Raw genomic sequence first — 15,917 nt, 5'->3', positions numbered from 1 at the left:
TCGGGGCTACACCCGTATGCCAATCGAGACCACGAAAGTGACAGGCCCTGTCTGTTTTTTTTGGACGGCTGGCGCGTGGCCCGCCGCATGCGGCTCAAGGCCTGGCCCGCAGCGTCACCCAATAACGCGTGTAGCGCTCGACCCGCACTGGCAGCGCGCGCTCGACCGCGGCCAGGATGCGGTCGCTGTCGCCCAGCGGGAAAGAGCCGGAAATGCGCAACGCGGCCACCGCGGGATCGCAGGCGATGCGGCCGGACCGGTGCCGTCCCAGCTCGGCGATGAAGTCGTCCAGCCGCATGTTGTCGGCATAGAGCGCGCCCTGGACCCAGGCGGCGGCATGCGGCGCCGGCCGCGCCGGCTGCACCAGGACGCGGTCGAAGTACGCCGAGAAGCCGGCCTCGATGGTGCGCGCCGCGTCGGCGGCGCCATTCGCGGGCTCGATCCGTACCGCGCCTTCGCTTACGGCGGTCCAGGCCTGCCCGTCCAGCAGCCGCACCGTGTAGCGCGTGCCCAGCGCCGTGACCTGGCCCATGGGCGTGACCACCCGCAGCGGCCGCGGCGGCTGGCGCGCGTCGGGATGCGACGCCACGTGCAATTCTCCGCGCCGCAGGATGACCAGGCGCTGGCCGGCATCGAAGCGCACGTCGGCTGCGCTGTCGGTATTCAATGTAAGGATGCTGCCGTCGTCCAGCGTGACGCTGCGGCGCTCACCGACGCGCGTGCTCAGCGCCGCTGTCCAGGTCTGCCATTGCAGGCCCGCGGCGGTCAAGCCGCCCGCGCCCAACGCCAGCGACAGCGCCTTCAAGGCCTGACGCCGGCCCCGCGAGCGAGGCTGGTCAAGCGCGGCGATCCCGGCCTGCGGGTCGACCTGGCCGAACTGGCGGCCCAGGCATTCCACCCGATCCCAGGCGGCCTGGTGCGCCGGACTGGCCTGCAGCCAGCGGCGCCACGCCGCGGTATCGGCGGCGCCCGCCTCTTCCGCCCCGAGCCGTACGAACCACAGGCTGGCTTCGCGGATCACGGCCTCGGGCAGCTTGTCGGCCCGGCCGTTCACCATGCCGACAGGCAATGCTGCATGGCGCGTGCCAGATACTGGCGCACGGAACTGACCGAGACCTGCAGGCATTCGGCGATCTCGCCGTGGCGCAGCCCTTCCAGTTGCGACAACAGGAACGCCTTGCGCACCTTGGGCGGCAGGCCGTCGAGCAACCGGTCGATCTCGACCAGCGCCTCCAGCGCCAACGCGCGGCGTTCGGGCGACGGGGCCAGCCCCTCTTCGTGGGCCGCCAACGTGTCGAGATAGGCGCGCTCGATGTCGCGGCGCCGGAACAGGTTGACCATCAGGCCATGGGCGATGGTCACCAGGTAGGCGCGCGGCTCGCGGTAGCTGCGCGCCTCCCCGGCGCGCAGCAGCACCTTGAGGAAGGTGTCCTGCGTCAGGTCGGCCGCGTCGAACGGGCAGCCGGTCTTGCGCCGCAACCAATCGCGCAGCCAGGACTGGTGTTGCTGGTAAAGCCCTTCGACAGGCGCGTGAGCGCCGCTGTGATTGATGGCCATGCTACGGACCGGAAGGTGGATGGAATAATGATAATGGTTATCAATTGTAATCCACTCCGGTCCGACCGCGCATCAATCCAGCTTCACCCCCGAGTCCGACACCACCTTGGCCCAGCGCGCCACTTCGCTGTCGACGAACTTGCCGAAGGCCGGACCGGTCAGCGTCGGCACCGAGGTGCCGTTGCTCTCCCAGGTCTCCTTGATCTTGGGCGTGTTCAGGGCCTTGGTGATCTCGGCGGTCATGCGGTCCACCGCCTCCTGCGGCGTGCCGGCGGGCGCCCAGATCGCATACCAGGTCGACACCACGTAGTTCGGCACCCCGGCCTCGGCCGCGGTCGGCACATCCGGCAACGACGGCGAGCGCTGCTCCGCGGCCACCGCCAGCGGCTTGATCGCGCCCGAACGGATGTGGCCGGAAGACGAACCCAGGCCGTCGAAGGCCAGGTCCACCTGCCCGCCGATCAGCGCGGTCAGCATCGGGCCGGCCCCCTGGTACGGCACGTCGACCAGCTTGATGCCGGTCTGCATCGCGAACAGCTCGCCGGCCAGGTGGTGCGTGCTGCCCTTGCCGGCGGTGCCGAAGTTGACGTCGCCGGGATGCTGCTTGGCGTAGGCGATGAATTCCTGCAGCGTCTTGACCGGCAGCTTGGTGGCGTTGATGACCACCACCTGCGGCGGCTGCGCCACCAGCGCCACCGGCACGAAGTCCTTCTGGATGTTGTAGTTCAGGCTCTTGTACAGCGACGGCGCCAGCGCGTGGTGCGCGCCCCCCATGAAGAAGGTGTAGCCATCGGGTCGGGCCTTGGCGGCCACGCCCGCGCCGACGGTGCCGCCCGCGCCGCCCTTGTTGTCGATCACCACTGACTGGCCCAGTTGCATCGTCAACTGCTGGGCCAGGGGCCGGGCGAAGGTATCGGTGCCGCCCCCGGCGGGAAAGGGCACGATGAGCGTGATGGGCCGTTCCGGCCAGGACGCGGCGCCGGCGCTGCCGGCGAAACCGGCGGCCAGCGTGGCCAGCAGGGCCGCGGCGAGTGTGCGGTATTTCATATTGTCTCCTCTTGCTGCAGCGTGGGGACGGCGCGTTTCCCGCGTCTCGTCTCTTGTGTTCTTGGGTTGGGATGCTGCCTGGTTCGGGAATCGTTCTGGAAGGGATCGGGCTCCTTGAAAAAAATGGCCGGCCCCGATGGACCGGCCCGGCATGAGGGCGCTACAGCGCCTGATAGGTTTCGCGCAGCACGTTCTTCTGCACCTTGCCCATGGTGTTGCGCGGCAACTGGTCGACGATGTGCACGCGCTTGGGCACCTTGAAGTTGGCGATGCGTGCCTTCAGCTCCGCCTGCATCGCGGCGGCGTCCAGCGACACGCCCTCCTTGGGCACCACCACCGCCACCACCGCTTCGCCGAAGTCGGCGTGCGGCACGCCGATGACGGCCGACTCGGCCACGCCCGGCATGTCGTCGATCAGCGTCTCGATCTCTTTCGGATAGACGTTGAAGCCGCCGGAGATGATCAGGTCCTTGCTGCGGCCGACGATCGACAGGTAGTCGGCGGGCACGTCGCGGCCGGCGGATTCGCCGCCCCAGCGGCCCACGTCGCCGGTCTTGAACCAGCCGTCCCGGGTGAATTCCTCGCGGGTCTTTTCCGGCATGCGCCAGTAGCCCGAGAACACGTTGGGCCCGCGCACCTGCACGTTGCCGATCTCGCCCGGCGCCAGCGCGATGCCGGCGTCGTCCACCACCCGCACCTGCACGCCCGGCAAGGCCCGGCCCACCGTGCCGGCCAGGCGTTCGCCATCGGCCGCGTCATACGGGTTGGAGGTCAGCATGACGGTCTCGCTCATGCCGTAGCGTTCCAGGATGGCGTGGCCGCTGCGCTCGCGGAAATCGTTGAAGGTCTCGGACAGCAGCGGCGCCGAGCCCGAGATGAACAGGCGCATGTTGGCGCACGCGTCGCGGTTGAAGCGCTTGTCGGCCAGCAGCCGCACGTAGTAGGTCGGCACGCCCATCATCACCGTGCTCTGCGGCAGATAGCGCAGCGCCTGGTCGGCGTCCAGCTTGGGCAGCCAGATCATCTTGGCGCCGGCCAGCAGCGCGCCGTGCGAGGCCACGAACAGGCCGTGCACGTGGAAGATCGGCAGCATGTGCAGCAGCACGTCGTCCGAACGCCAGCCCCAGTACTTGTGCAGCACCTGCGCGTTGGACGCCAGGTTGCCATGCGACAGCATCGCGCCCTTGCTACGGCCGGTGGTGCCGGACGTGTAGAGGATCGCGGCCAGGTCGTCCGGCTTGCGCTTGACGGTCTTGAAGGCCTGCGACAGGCCGCCGGCGGCATCCAGCAAGGTGCCGGTGCGGTCTTCGTCGAGCGTGTAGACGTGGGCGCAACCGGCCTTGTCGGCGGCGCGCTGGACCCAGTCGCGGTTCTTGCTGGCGCAGACCACCACCGCCGGTTCGGCGTTGCCCAGGAAGTACTCGATCTCGGCTTCGCGGTAGGCGGTGTTCAGCGGCAGGTACACCAGGCCGGCGCGCAGCGTGGCCAGGTACAGCAGCAGGGCCTCGGGCGATTTCTCGACCTGCACCGCGACCCGCGCGCCCGCGGGCAGCTTGAGCGAGGTCAGCAGATTCGCCAGGCAGGCCGTGGCGCGGTCGATGTCGTCCCAGGTGTAGGCCAGCTCGGGGGTTTCGAGCGCGACCTGTTTGCGATCGGCGGGGAATCCGCCCTCCAGCACAGCATATAGATTGGCGTTGCTCACCGTCTTCAGTCTCCGGAAAAGTGGGGGTCTACGCCGGCCAGGAAGGCGCGCACGCCCTCCTTGTGGTCGCGGCTGTCGGCGTAGGAGAAATAATCCTGGTATTCGGCCTCGGTCAAGGCGCCGCCCTGCGCCAGGCGGGCGGACAGGCGCTTGTTGATGCGCGCGGCCAGCGGCGCGCCCTGGCTGATGCGCTCGGCGCTGCGCTGGGCCTGCGCGGCCACCTCGGCGTCGGCCACGATGCGCGTCAGCAGGCCCAGGTCCCGCGCCTCGGCGGCGCCGAACACGCGGCCTTCGAGCAGGATGGCCAGGGTCGCGGCGCGGCCGGCCAATGCCAGCAGGCCGCGCATTTCATCGGGCGCCATGGGAAAGCCCAGCCGGTTGATCGGCACGCCGAAGCGCGCCGATTCGCCGGCGATGCGCAGGTCGCACTGGCAGGCGATCTCCAGCCCGCCGCCAACGCACACGCCTTCGATCTGCGCCACCACCGGATGCGGGCATTGCGCCACGGCCGTCAACGCGGGCGCCAGTATCTCGCGGTGGTAGCGCTGCACGCCCGCGGCGTCGGCGCGCTCGACCGGAAACTCGCGGATGTCCGCGCCCGCGGCGAAATTGCCGCCCTCGCCGCGCACGATCACGCAACGCAGCGTGTCGTCCGCGGCGATGCGCGTGAACACATCGCGCAGTTCGCGCCACATGCCCACGGTGATGGCGTTCAGCCGCCCCGGGTGCGACAGCGTCACCCAGGCCAGTTGCCCGTCGCGCTGCAGCCGCACACGGCCTGCCATGTCGTCCGTCATGTCCCCTCGCTGGTTATGTGTTTTATGGGTCGTGGCGCGCCGCCGCTCAGGCCGCGCGCACCACGCTGCGGCTGACCTGCGGCTTGCCGTCGTGCAGGCGCGCCAGGTTGCCGTCCAGTTCATCCAGGTCGTACAGGTAATTGACCATCAGGCCGCAGGACTGCTTGAGGCCCTTGGCCGAAACGTCCGCCGCCCAGTTCAGGCGCTCGATGCGCGCGCCATTGCCCAGGTGGAAGCGCGCCACGGCGTCCAGCGGCAGGCCGTTCTTCATGGCTTGCAGATAGTGCGCGGCCAGCCGGAAGCCGGCGCGCTTGACCACGTCGGGCGTCGCCTTGCCCTGCGCGGCGCGCGCCAGCCGCGCCACCCAGCGCTGGCCGTCCGGCACGCCGGCGCGTTGGCGCGCCTTGGCGCGCGACTTGTCCTCGCGCACGATGGCCTCGACCGCGTCGGCGTCCAGCTTGCCGAGCCAGTCGGCGAAGCCCGGAATCGGCGACAGGGTCGCGAACGACTTGAGCTGCGGCAGCTCCTCCAGCAACTGCTCGACCACCCGCTTGAGCAGGAAGTTACCGAAGCTGATGCCCTTGAGGCCCGGCTGCGTGTTAGAGATCGAATAGAAGATCGCCCAGCGCGCCTTGCCCAGGTCCTGCCGCGGCGCGGCGCTGTCCAGCACCGCCTGCACGTTGTCGGCCATGCTGCCGGCAAACGCCACTTCGACGAAGATCAGCGGCACGTCCGGCATCTGCGGATGGAAATAGGCGTAGCAGCGGCGATCCGGCGCCACGCGGTGGCGCAGGTCGTCCCACGACTGGATCTCGTGCACCGCCTCGTAGATGATCAGCTTTTCCAGCAGCGAGGCCGGCGAATCCCAGGTCAGCGGCCGCAGCTCCAGCAGGCCGACGTCGAACCACGCCGACAGCAGGCCTTCCAGGTCCTTGTCGAGCGCCTGCACGCCCGCGACCTGCTTGCGCCAGCGCAGCATGTCGGCGCGCAGCTCCACCAGGAAGCGCAGGCCCGCCGGCTGCGCGTTCAGACGCTTGAAGAACCGTACGCCCTCGCCGCCATCGCCGGCGAACGTGCCGCGCACCTGCGTCAGCGCGGCCAGCATCAGCCGCCGGTCCTTGCCGTCGGCCGCCACATACAGCTCGCGCCAGCGCCGAGCCAGCTTGTTGGCGGCCACGTCGGTCAGGCGGGCCTCGAACAAGCGCCGCACTTCGGATTCACTCGGCAGGCGGCCGCGTTCCCACAGGCGTCCCAGGCGCGTGATCAGGCTGTCGCCGGCATCCGCGGCGGTCTCGCCCGACTCGGCGTCGGTGTCAGGCGTGCGTGCGCCGCGCGCGGACTCGAGATGGACGGGTGCGTTCATGGACGGACTCCTCTGCAACGGGAAGATCGGAAAGCGGCGGCGCCTCGTCATCGGCGGCCAGTGCGCGCAGCACTTCGAGCTGGCGCATCAGGTGATGGCGCGCCAGCGCCTCGGCGCGTTCGGGATCGCGGGCCCGCAGGGCCTCGAAGATCGCCAGGTGCTCGGCGCAGGATTCCTCGATGCGGCCGGGCCAGGCCAGGCTGCGGTGGCGCGACAGGCTCAGCACCTTGCGCAGGTTGCCCACCATGTCGACCAGCCACTGGTTGCCGGCGAGCGCCTGCACCGCTTCGTGGATCAGGTAATTGGTCTGGTAATACGCGTCGATGCGGCCGGCGGCGGCATGGCCGGCCAGCGCCTCGTGCAGCGGCGCCAGCGCCTCCAGCTGCGCGTCCGAGGCCTTGCACGCCGCCTCGTGGGCGCAGCGCCCTTCCAGCATGGCCATCAGCGGGAAGATGTCTTCCAGGTCCTGCGCCGACAGTTCATTGACGAAGCAGCCGCGGCGCGGCTCCAGCCGCACCAGGCCCTCGGTGGCGAGCACCTTCAGCGCCTCGCGCAGCGGCGTGCGCGAGATGCCCAGTTCACCGGCCAGGCGCAGCTCGTCGATCCACTCGCCATTGCGCAGCACGCGCGCATGGATCATGGCGCGAAGACGATCCGCGACTTCCAGGTACAGGGCTTGCCGGACGATGGGTGAGGTCATGGGCAGACGGCCTGACAGCGCCGTAATTCATAATTATGAATAAGCCCATCATAGTCCTGCCCCAATGAATCAGACTAGTCGGATGTTGTAAGGACTTGCCCTAAGGCGCCGCTCGCGGGGACGAAAACATGTGAACGGGAACTGTCGCCCGCGGCCGCACCGGCCGCGGGAAAACAGGGACGGCCTAGAAATGCAGGATGCCGTCGACCGCGTGGCGGGTCAGCGAGCGCGCCCAGCGGCGCGCCGGCAAGCCGTAGCGGGATTCGACCACCTCGGCTCGCGCCAGCAGCTCGGCCGGCGTGACCGCCAGGCGCGGCCCGGAAAACGCCAGCACGATCTGGTTGCCGGCGTCGATCTCGGGCAGCAGCACGATGCGGTCGTCGAAGGCCTTGGACAGATTGTCGATGTTCTTGCCGAAACTTTCGTGACGGCCGAACAGGTTCACCGCCACCACGCCGACCTCGCCCAGCACGCGGCGGCAATCGCGGTAGAACTTGACGCTGTCGCGCACCGGACCCTGCGCCAAGGCGTCGTACAGGTCGACCATCAGCACCGGGCAGCGGCCGGCGTTGAGCGGATCGGCGGCCCATTCGGCGGCGTCGGCGTACTCGACCCGCAGCCGGTTCTCGCCCGGCAGGCGGAAGAACATGTGGCAGGCGGCGGTGACGCGCGGATTCCATTCCACCGCCAGCAGCGGCGCGCGCGTCTGCTTGGCGCAGAACCGCGCCAGCGAACCGGCGCCCAGGCCGAACATGCCGATGGCCTCGTCCTTGGGCGGTTCCAGGAACAGCAGCCAGGCCATCATCTGGCTGGTGTATTCCAGCACCAGTTCCGCCGGGTTCTTGATGCGCATGGCGCCCTGGACCCATTCGGTGTTGAAGTGCAGATAGCGCACGCCGTCCACTTCCGACAAGGTCGGCTGGTCGAGTTCGGAGGGGAATTTGGATTTGTACATGGCGCGATTGTAGGGCCGGCGCCAATCACGACAAGGGCGGGCCATTGCGGCCCGCCCCGGATGCGGGATGCGCCGTCAATGGCGCATCGATGACGCGTCGCTCAGATGCGCTCGAAGATCGCCGCGATGCCCTGCCCGCCGCCGATGCACATGGTCACCAGCGCGTAGCGGCCCTGCACCCGCTGCAGTTCATGCAGCGCCTTGACGGTGATGATGGCGCCGGTGGCGCCGATCGGGTGGCCCAGGCCGATGCCGCTGCCGTTCGGGTTGACCTTGGCCGGGTCCAGCTTCAGTTCGCGGGTCACCGCGCACGCCTGCGCGGCGAAGGCCTCGTTGGCCTCGATCACGTCGAGCTGGTCCACCGTCAGGCCGGCGCGCTTGAGCGCGGCCTGCGTGGCCGGCACCGGACCGATGCCCATGATGGTCGGGTCGACGCCCGCGTGGGCGTACGCCACCAGCCGCGCCAACGGCTTGACGCCGCGCTTGGCGGCGACCGAGGCGTTCATCAGCACCAGCGCGCCGGCGCCGTCGTTCAGGCCCGAGGCGTTGCCGGCGGTGACGGTGCCGTTTTCTTTCTGGAACACCGGCTTGAGCGTGGCCAGGCTGTCCGCCGTGACGTCGCGGCGCACATGTTCGTCGGTATCGAACACGACCTCGCCCTTGCGCGTCTTCTGCACGATCGGCACGATCTGGTCGCGGAAATAGCCGGCCTCGATGGCGTTGGCGGCGCGGCGATGCGATTCGGCGGCGAGCGCGTCCTGGTCCTGGCGGCTGATGCCGAACTGGGCCGCGACGTTCTCGGCGGTCACGCCCATGTGCATGCGGCCGAACGGATCGGACAGCGCGCCGGTCATCATGTCCTGCATCACGCTGTCGCCCATGCGCGCGCCCCAGCGCTGCGCCGGCGCGATGTACGGCGCGCGGCTCATGCTCTCGGCGCCGGCGCCGATGGCGATCTCGGCGTCGCCCAGCAGGATGGTCTGGGCCGCCGAGACGATGGCCTGCAGGCCCGAGCCGCACAGGCGGTTGACGTTGAAGGCCGGCGTTTCCTTGGCGATGCCCGCGTTCATGGCGGCGACGCGCGACAGGTACATGTCGCGCGGCTCGGTATTGATGACGTGGCCCACGGCCACATGGCCGACCTCGTCGCCCTTGACGCCCGCGCGTTCCAGCGCGGCCTTGATGACCGTGGCGCCCAGATCGCAGGGCGGCACGTCCTTCAGCGCGCCGCCAAAGTCGCCGATGGCGGTACGGACGGCGGACGCGACGATGACTTCATTCATGATGTTTCCTCCTGGTTATCTGCCCATCATACTCGCGCGCCCGGCGCCTCCCGCCGCCCCTCGGCGCGCCACTCTCGCCAGGCGAAAGTCGTCTTTCCCGGCCCCTGGAAAAACACCGCCCTCCCCGGGCAATCCCTAATCCCGATCACAATTGACAGCGCTGTCATTTTTACAGACACTAGCTTCGCCGGTACCTGCCGGTCAACGAAAACAAGCCGCGACGGCCCACGGCACGGGCGGCATCAGGAGACAAAGTCATGGCAATACCTCCCTGCCTTCCGGCAGCGGCAGGGACCGGCGTGCACCTGCGGCCCCTGCGTTTCCCGTCCCCTCCCGCGCCATCCGGCCGCTGGCTGCCGCGGCTGCTGATGGCCGGCCTGCTGTCGGCCGCCGGCGCCGCCCAGGCCTACGATCTGCAAACCAGCCCCTACCTGCTGGGCGACTGGGGTGGCCTGCGCACCCGCCTGGCCGAAAGCGGCGTGACCCTGAACCTGGGCTACACCGGCGAGGCCGCGCACAACTTCAGCGGCGGCCAGGACAAGCTGACGCGCTACACCGACCAGTGGGTCATCGGCGCCACGATGGACCTGGACAAGCTGCTCGGCTGGCATGGCGGCACGTTCCAGATGACCATCACCGACCGCAACGGCCGCAACCTGGGCGCGGACGCCGGCATCGGCAACAACATGCTGATCCAGGAGGTCTACGGCCGCGGCCAGACCTGGCACATGACGCAGTTCTGGTTGAACCAGGCCTTCCTGGACAACCGGGTGCAGTGGAAGATCGGCCGTCTCACGGTGGGCGAGGACTTCGCCAGCTTTTCCTGCGACTTCCAGAACCTGACCTTCTGCGGCTCGCAGCCCGGCAACCTGGTGGGCAGCTACTGGGTCAACTGGCCGACCAGCCAGTGGGCCACGCGCCTGAAGGTCAACACGTCCGAACAGACCTACGTGCAGGCGGGCGTCTACCAGGTCAATCCCAACTACGTGGACGACGGCTACGCGCGCCGCCACGGGCTGTCGCTGGACAATCCCAACGGCACCACCGGCGCGCTGATCCCGGTGGAAGTCGGCTGGCTGCCGGCCTGGAACGGCCTGCCTGGCTCGTACAAGTTCGGCGCCTGGTACAACACCTCCGACGGCAAGGACCTGTACCAGGACATCAACCACGCGCCGCGCGGCCAGACCGGGCTGGCGCCGCGCGAGCGCAACGGCCAGTATGGTTTCTATCTCAACTTCGAGCAGCAGGTCAGCGGCACCGCCGGCGGCCGCGGCGCCTCGGTGTTCCTGAACGTGTCGCAGGCCGACCGCGCCACCGCCGCGCAGGATCACCAGATCGCGCTCGGGCTGCAGTACAAAGGACCGTTCGGCCTGGCGCGCGACGTCATCGGCGTGGCGATCGGCGCGACCCACAACAACGGCCGCTATGCCGACTACGTGCGCCAGCAGGACCAGCGCCTGGGCACCAGCACCAAGGTGGGCGACGGCTACGAGTACGTGGCCGAGGCCTACTACAGCTGGTCGCCGATCCCGTCCATTTACCTGCGCCCCAATCTGCAGTACATCAGGCATCCTGGCGGCACCAGCGCCAACCACGACGCCTTCATCGTGGGCTTGAAGACCGGTATCACTTTCTGAGCGCGACGCGCCACTAGGAGACTGACATGACCCCATTCTTCCGCCGCCTGCTGGCCTGCGCGCTGGCCATGCCCGCGGTCCTGCTCGCCAGCCCCGCCGCCCACGCCAGCAAGGACGCTCCGGTGATCGGCTTTTCCATCGACGACCTGCGGGTCGAGCGCTGGACCCGCGACCGCAACTATTTCGTCGAGGCCGCCACCGCGCTCGGCGCCAAGGTCAACGTGCAATCGGCCAACGCCAGCGAGTCGCGCCAGATCGCCCAGGTCGAGAACCTGATCGCCGAGGGCGTGGACGCGCTGGTCATCGTGCCGTTCAACTCCAAGGTGCTGGGCAGCGCCATCGCCAAGGCGCACCGCAACGGCATCAAGGTCATCGCCTACGACCGGCTGATCCTGGGCGCGCCGCTGGACGGCTACGTGTCGTTCGACAACATCAAGGTAGGCGAAATGCAGGCCCAGGGCATGGTCGACGCCGTGCCCAAGGGCCGCTACTACCTGCTGGGCGGCGCCTCGACCGACAACAACTCGCGCATGTTCCGCGAAGGCCAGATGAACGTGCTCAAGCCGCTGGTCGCCAAGGGCGACATCACTATCGTCGGCGAGCAGTGGACGCCCGAATGGGATCCGTCCAAGGCCCAGACCATCATCGAGAACGCGCTCAACGCCAACGACAACAACATCCAGGCCATCGTTGCGTCAAACGACGGAACGGCCGGCGGCGCGATCCAGGCGCTGACGAGCCAGAAACTGGCGGGCAAGGTCGCGGTGTCCGGCCAGGACGCCGACCTGGCCGGCGTGCGCCGCGTGGCGGCGGGCACGCAGACCATGACGGTCTACAAGCCGATCAAGGCCATCGCCGAGGCGGCCGCGCAGATGGCGGTCAACCTGGTGCAGGGCAAGACCCCCGCCTTCAACGCCAAGCTCGACAACGGCAAGGGCGAGGTCAATTCCCTCCTCATCACGCCCACGCTGATCACGCGCGACAATCTGGACATCCTGGTCAAGGACGGGTTCTATACGGCAGACCAGATCGCGGGCAAGTAGCCGGGAGACGCACCATGGAGCAGCAGCAACCGCTGTTTGAAATGCGCGGCATCGTCAAGGAATTCGCCGGCGTGCGCGCGCTCTCGGGCGTCAGCCTGAGCGTGCGCCCCGGCGAATGCCTGGGGCTGTGCGGCGAGAACGGCGCCGGCAAATCAACCCTGATGAAGGTGCTGTCGGGGGTCTACCCGCACGGCAGCTACCAGGGCCAGATCCTGTGGGAAGGGCGCGAGCTGCGCGCGCGCTCGACCCGCGACAGCGAGCACGCCGGCATCGTCATCCTGCACCAGGAGCTGATGCTGGTGCAGCAGCTGAGCGTCACCGAGAACATCTTCCTGGGCAACGAAATGCGCCTGCCCGGCGGGCGCATGGACTACCCGTCCATGCACCGGCGCGCCGCCGAGCTGCTGGCGCGGCTCAAGCTCACCGACGTCAACGTGGCCGCCCCCGTCATGAACTACGGCAACGGCCACCAACAGCTGTTCGAGATCGCCAAGGCGCTGGCCAAGCAAGCGCGCCTGCTGATCTTCGACGAGCCGACCTCCTCGCTCAGCGCCAAGGAAATCGAGGTGCTGCTGGCCATCATCGAGGACCTCAAGCGCGCCGGCGTGGCCTGCATCTACATCTCGCACAAGCTCGACGAGGTCAAGCGCGTCTGTGACACCATCACCGTGATCCGCGACGGCCAGCACATCGCCACCCGGCCGGCGGCCGCCCTCGACGAAGACGGCATCATCGGCCTGATGGTCGGGCGCGCGCTCGAATCGCGCTTTCCGCGCACCGAACGCCAGCCCGGCGCGGTGGTGCTGCAGGCCAGCGGCGTGACCTGCTGGGACGTCACCAACCCGCGGCGCAAGCGCGTGGACGACGCCGCGCTGCAGGTCCGCGCCGGCGAGATCCTCGGCATCGCCGGCCTGGTGGGCGCGGGCCGCACCGAACTGGTGTCGGCCATCTACGGCGCCTACGCCGGCCGCTACCAGGCGCAGGTGCGGGTGGCCGGCCAGCCGGTGCGCATCGCCTCGCCCGCCGACGCCATCGCGCACGGCCTGTGCCTGGTGCCCGAGGACCGCAAGCGCCACGGCATCGTGCCGCTGATGAGCGTGGCCGAGAACATCACGCTGGCCAGCCTGGCCGACCATGCCCGCGCCACGCGGGTGGATGGCGATTCGGAACTGGCCACGGTCGAGCGCGAAATCGCGCGCCTGCGCATCAAGACGGCCAGCCCCGGCCTGCCGGTGGCCAGCCTGTCGGGCGGCAACCAGCAGAAAGTGGTGCTGGCGAAGATGGCGCTCAAGCAACCCAAGGTCCTGATCCTGGACGAACCCACCCGCGGCGTCGACATCGGCGCCAAGTACGACATCTACAAGATGATCTTCGACCTCGCCGACCGCGGCGTGGCCATCATCATGGTGTCGTCGGAACTGCCCGAGATCCTCGGCATGAGCGACCGCGTGCTGGTCATGAATGCCGGCCGCATCGCGGGAGACTTTCCCATCCAGGGCCTGACGCCGGAACGCGTGCTCGCCGCCGCCCTCAACACCGACCCGCTGCGGCACGCCGCCTGAACGCCATGACCCAGATGCTCGCTTCCTCTTCCTCCGAACCGCGCCCGCGCAGCGGCCACCCGCCGTTGCGGCAGCTGTTCGCGCGCCACAAACTGCTGGCCATGCTGCTGGCGCTCGCCCTGATCTGGCTGTTCTTCTGGCACCAGACGCACGGCAGCTTCCTGCGCCCCAACAGCATTTCCAACCTGTTGCTGCAAATGTCGGTCACCGGCATGCTGGCCTGCGGCATGGTGCTGGTCATCATCGCCGGTGAAATCGACCTGTCGGTGGGCTCGCTGCTCGGGCTGCTCGGCGGCCTGGTCGCCATCCTGACGGTCAACCTGGGCTGGAACACCTGGCTCTCGGTCGCCGTGGTGCTGGCCGCCGGCGCCGCGCTTGGACTGGTCAACGGCTGCCTCACGACCCGGCTGCGGGTGCCCTCCTTCATCGTCGGCCTGGGCGGCATGCTGGCCTACCGCGGCCTGCTGCAGTTGAGCACCGACAGCGTCACCATCGCCCCGGTGCCCGACGACCTGGGCGCCATCGCCCAGGCCTTCGTGCCGCCGGCCCTGTCCTGGCTGCTGGCGGCGCTGATCATCGCGCTGGCCTGCGGCCTGACGCTGGCGCGGCGTCGCCGCCACCGCCGGCTGGGGCTGGCCGTGACGCCGCGCTGGCTCGATGCCCTGCGCATCGGCGCCATCGCCGCCACCGCCGCCGGCTTCGTGCTGGTGCTGAACCGGGCCAACGGCGTGCCGCTGCCGGTGCTGATCCTGCTGGCGCTGCTGGGCGTGTTCTCATGGATCGCCACCCAGACGGTGTTCGGCCGCCACGTCTACGCGGTCGGCGGCAACGTCGAGGCCAGCCGCCTGTCCGGCGTCAACGTCCAGCGCGTCAAGCTGATGGTGTTCATGCTGATGGGGCTGATGTGCGCCTTCGCCGGCATCGTCACCACCGCGCGCTCGGCGGCCGGCTCGCCATCCGCCGGCGTGGGCGGCGAACTCGACGCCATCGCCGCCTGCTTCATCGGCGGCACCTCGATGCGCGGCGGCTCCGGCACCGTGTACGGCGCGCTGATCGGCGCGCTGGTCATGGCCAGCCTGGACAACGGCATGCAGCAGATGAACGTGGACACTTCCTGGCAGATGATCGTCAAGGGCGCCGTGCTGGTGCTGGCGGTGTGGATCGACGTCGCGACGAGGCCCGAACGTGCATAACGACACACCCTCTTCCGCACCCGGCAGCTGCGTGCTCGCCATCGGCACCTATACGGAAATCCTGCCCCACGTGCAGGGCCGCGGCCAGGGCATCCACCTGCTCGCGTTCGACGGCGCGACGGCATCGTTCCGGCAACGCCAGGTGCTGTCCGGCCCGGTCAACCCCTCCTACCTGTGCGTGGCGGCCGGCCGCCTCTACAGCGTCAGCGAACAGGAGCGGGACGCGACGCTGGAAGTCTTCGCGATCGAGGACGGCGCGTCGGCCCTGCGCCCCATCGGGCGCGTCGCCGTGCCCGGCGCCGCCCCCTGCCACGTCAGCGTCAACCTGGCGGCGCGGCACCTATACGTGTCGAACTACGGCTCCGGCGAACTGCTGTGCTACGCCCTCGACGCCGAGGGCCTGCCGCGCGCCGCGCCCCAGGTCATCACGCGGCGCGGCGCCGGCCCGCGCGCGGACCGCCAGGAAGGGCCGCACGTGCACTACGCGGCGCCCGGCGCCGATGGCACGCGGGTCTACCTGTGCGACCTGGGCACCGACACGATCGCCTGCCATCGCGTCCTGCCCGACGGCCTGGACCCCGAGCCGATGCGCCAATGGCGCACGCCGCCCGGCGCCGGACCGCGCCATCTCGTGCTGGCGGCCGGCGACACGCTGGCGGCGGTGGTGGAAGAACTGTCCAACACCCTGGCGCTGTACGCGCTGGACGGCGCCGGCGACGCCCTGGCCCGCGCCAGCACCCTGCCGCCCGATTGGCGGGGCGCCAACACCACGTCGGCGCTGCGCCTGCATCCGCGCGGCGACCTGCTGTATGCCGCCAACCGCGGCCACGACAGCGTCGCGGTCTACCGGCTGCACCACGCGGCGCCGTGGCTCGAACCGCTCGGCTTCATCGCCGTCGGCGGCCGCACGCCGCGCGACATCGCCTTCACGCCCGATGGCGAATTCCTGCTGCTGGCCGCGCAGGACGACCACCTCCTTCGCGCCGTGCGCATCGATCCGGCCACCGGCCTGGCGCAGTCGCACGGCGCCCCCTACCCGCTGCGCTCGCCCGCCTGCCTGTGCCCCCTGCCTTGAACC

14 protein-coding genes are annotated in these 15,917 nt (G+C 69.4%); 5 read left to right on the top strand and 9 right to left on the bottom strand.

Features of this window, described 5'->3' with window-relative positions; translation table 11 throughout:
- Window positions 1-94 precede the first annotated feature (94 nt).
- The 9 genes from I6I07_RS15235 to bktB all read right to left on the bottom strand — a co-directional run bounded on the left by I6I07_RS15235 (window position 95) and on the right by bktB (window position 9,404).
- Window positions 95-1,057, bottom strand: a complete 963-nt coding sequence (locus I6I07_RS15235; protein WP_198487274.1) for a FecR domain-containing protein — start codon at window positions 1,055-1,057, stop codon at window positions 95-97.
- Window positions 1,051-1,557, bottom strand: a complete 507-nt coding sequence (locus tag I6I07_RS15230) for a sigma-70 family RNA polymerase sigma factor (RefSeq protein ID WP_198487273.1) — start codon at window positions 1,555-1,557, stop codon at window positions 1,051-1,053. Before I6I07_RS15230 ends, I6I07_RS15235 begins: the two co-directional genes overlap by 7 nt.
- Before the next feature lie 72 nt (window positions 1,558-1,629).
- Complete coding sequence (locus I6I07_RS15225) at window positions 1,630-2,604, bottom strand: Bug family tripartite tricarboxylate transporter substrate binding protein (protein ID WP_198487272.1); 975 nt, start codon at window positions 2,602-2,604, stop codon at window positions 1,630-1,632.
- Window positions 2,605-2,764: 160 nt separating this feature from the next.
- Window positions 2,765-4,306 carry a malonate--CoA ligase gene (locus I6I07_RS15220; protein WP_198487271.1) on the bottom strand — a complete coding sequence of 514 codons (1,542 nt, stop codon included), beginning with the start codon at window positions 4,304-4,306 and terminating at the stop codon, window positions 2,765-2,767.
- 5 nt (window positions 4,307-4,311) lie between these two features.
- Window positions 4,312-5,103, bottom strand: a complete 792-nt coding sequence (locus I6I07_RS15215; RefSeq protein WP_198487270.1) for an enoyl-CoA hydratase/isomerase family protein — start codon at window positions 5,101-5,103, stop codon at window positions 4,312-4,314.
- Between the two features lie 46 nt (window positions 5,104-5,149).
- The gene (locus I6I07_RS15210) at window positions 5,150-6,466 is read right to left on the bottom strand and encodes a malonyl-CoA decarboxylase domain-containing protein (RefSeq protein WP_198487269.1); all 1,317 of its coding nucleotides are present in this window, start codon (window positions 6,464-6,466) and stop codon (window positions 5,150-5,152) included.
- Complete coding sequence (locus I6I07_RS15205; RefSeq protein ID WP_198487268.1) at window positions 6,417-7,166, bottom strand: GntR family transcriptional regulator; 750 nt, start codon at window positions 7,164-7,166, stop codon at window positions 6,417-6,419. The genes I6I07_RS15210 and I6I07_RS15205 overlap by 50 nt, the downstream gene beginning before the upstream one ends.
- Before the next feature lie 184 nt (window positions 7,167-7,350).
- Window positions 7,351-8,121 carry a spermidine synthase gene (locus I6I07_RS15200; protein ID WP_198487267.1) on the bottom strand — a complete coding sequence of 257 codons (771 nt, stop codon included), beginning with the start codon at window positions 8,119-8,121 and terminating at the stop codon, window positions 7,351-7,353.
- Window positions 8,122-8,222: 101 nt separating this feature from the next.
- Window positions 8,223-9,404 (bottom strand): beta-ketothiolase BktB, encoded by a 1,182-nt coding sequence (gene bktB / locus I6I07_RS15195; protein ID WP_198487266.1) that lies wholly within the window; start codon window positions 9,402-9,404, stop codon window positions 8,223-8,225.
- A gap of 368 nt (window positions 9,405-9,772) precedes the next feature.
- Here bktB and I6I07_RS15190 point away from each other — a divergent pair, with 368 nt between their 5' ends.
- The 5 genes from I6I07_RS15190 to I6I07_RS15170 are packed head-to-tail and all read left to right on the top strand — an operon-like array spanning window position 9,773 to window position 15,914.
- Window positions 9,773-11,041, top strand: coding sequence for a carbohydrate porin (locus tag I6I07_RS15190; protein WP_198487541.1), 1,269 nt, complete (start codon window positions 9,773-9,775; stop codon window positions 11,039-11,041).
- Between the two features lie 26 nt (window positions 11,042-11,067).
- Entirely contained in the window at window positions 11,068-12,084 is a 1,017-nt protein-coding gene (gene xylF / locus I6I07_RS15185; RefSeq protein WP_198487265.1) for a D-xylose ABC transporter substrate-binding protein, read from the top strand.
- Window positions 12,085-12,098: 14 nt separating this feature from the next.
- Complete coding sequence (locus I6I07_RS15180; protein ID WP_198487264.1) at window positions 12,099-13,646, top strand: xylose ABC transporter ATP-binding protein; 1,548 nt, start codon at window positions 12,099-12,101, stop codon at window positions 13,644-13,646.
- Window positions 13,647-13,651: 5 nt separating this feature from the next.
- Window positions 13,652-14,839 (top strand): sugar ABC transporter permease, encoded by a 1,188-nt coding sequence (locus I6I07_RS15175; RefSeq protein ID WP_198487263.1) that lies wholly within the window; start codon window positions 13,652-13,654, stop codon window positions 14,837-14,839.
- Window positions 14,832-15,914 (top strand): lactonase family protein, encoded by a 1,083-nt coding sequence (locus I6I07_RS15170; protein ID WP_198487262.1) that lies wholly within the window; start codon window positions 14,832-14,834, stop codon window positions 15,912-15,914. Before I6I07_RS15175 ends, I6I07_RS15170 begins: the two co-directional genes overlap by 8 nt.
- Window positions 15,915-15,917: the final 3 nt, after the last annotated feature.

This window comes from Achromobacter deleyi, assembly GCF_016127315.1.
Lineage (GTDB): Bacteria > Pseudomonadota > Gammaproteobacteria > Burkholderiales > Burkholderiaceae_B > Achromobacter > Achromobacter insuavis_A.
Note: the sequence above shows the minus strand (reverse complement) of the source record. Positions and strands in the feature narration are given on the sequence as shown.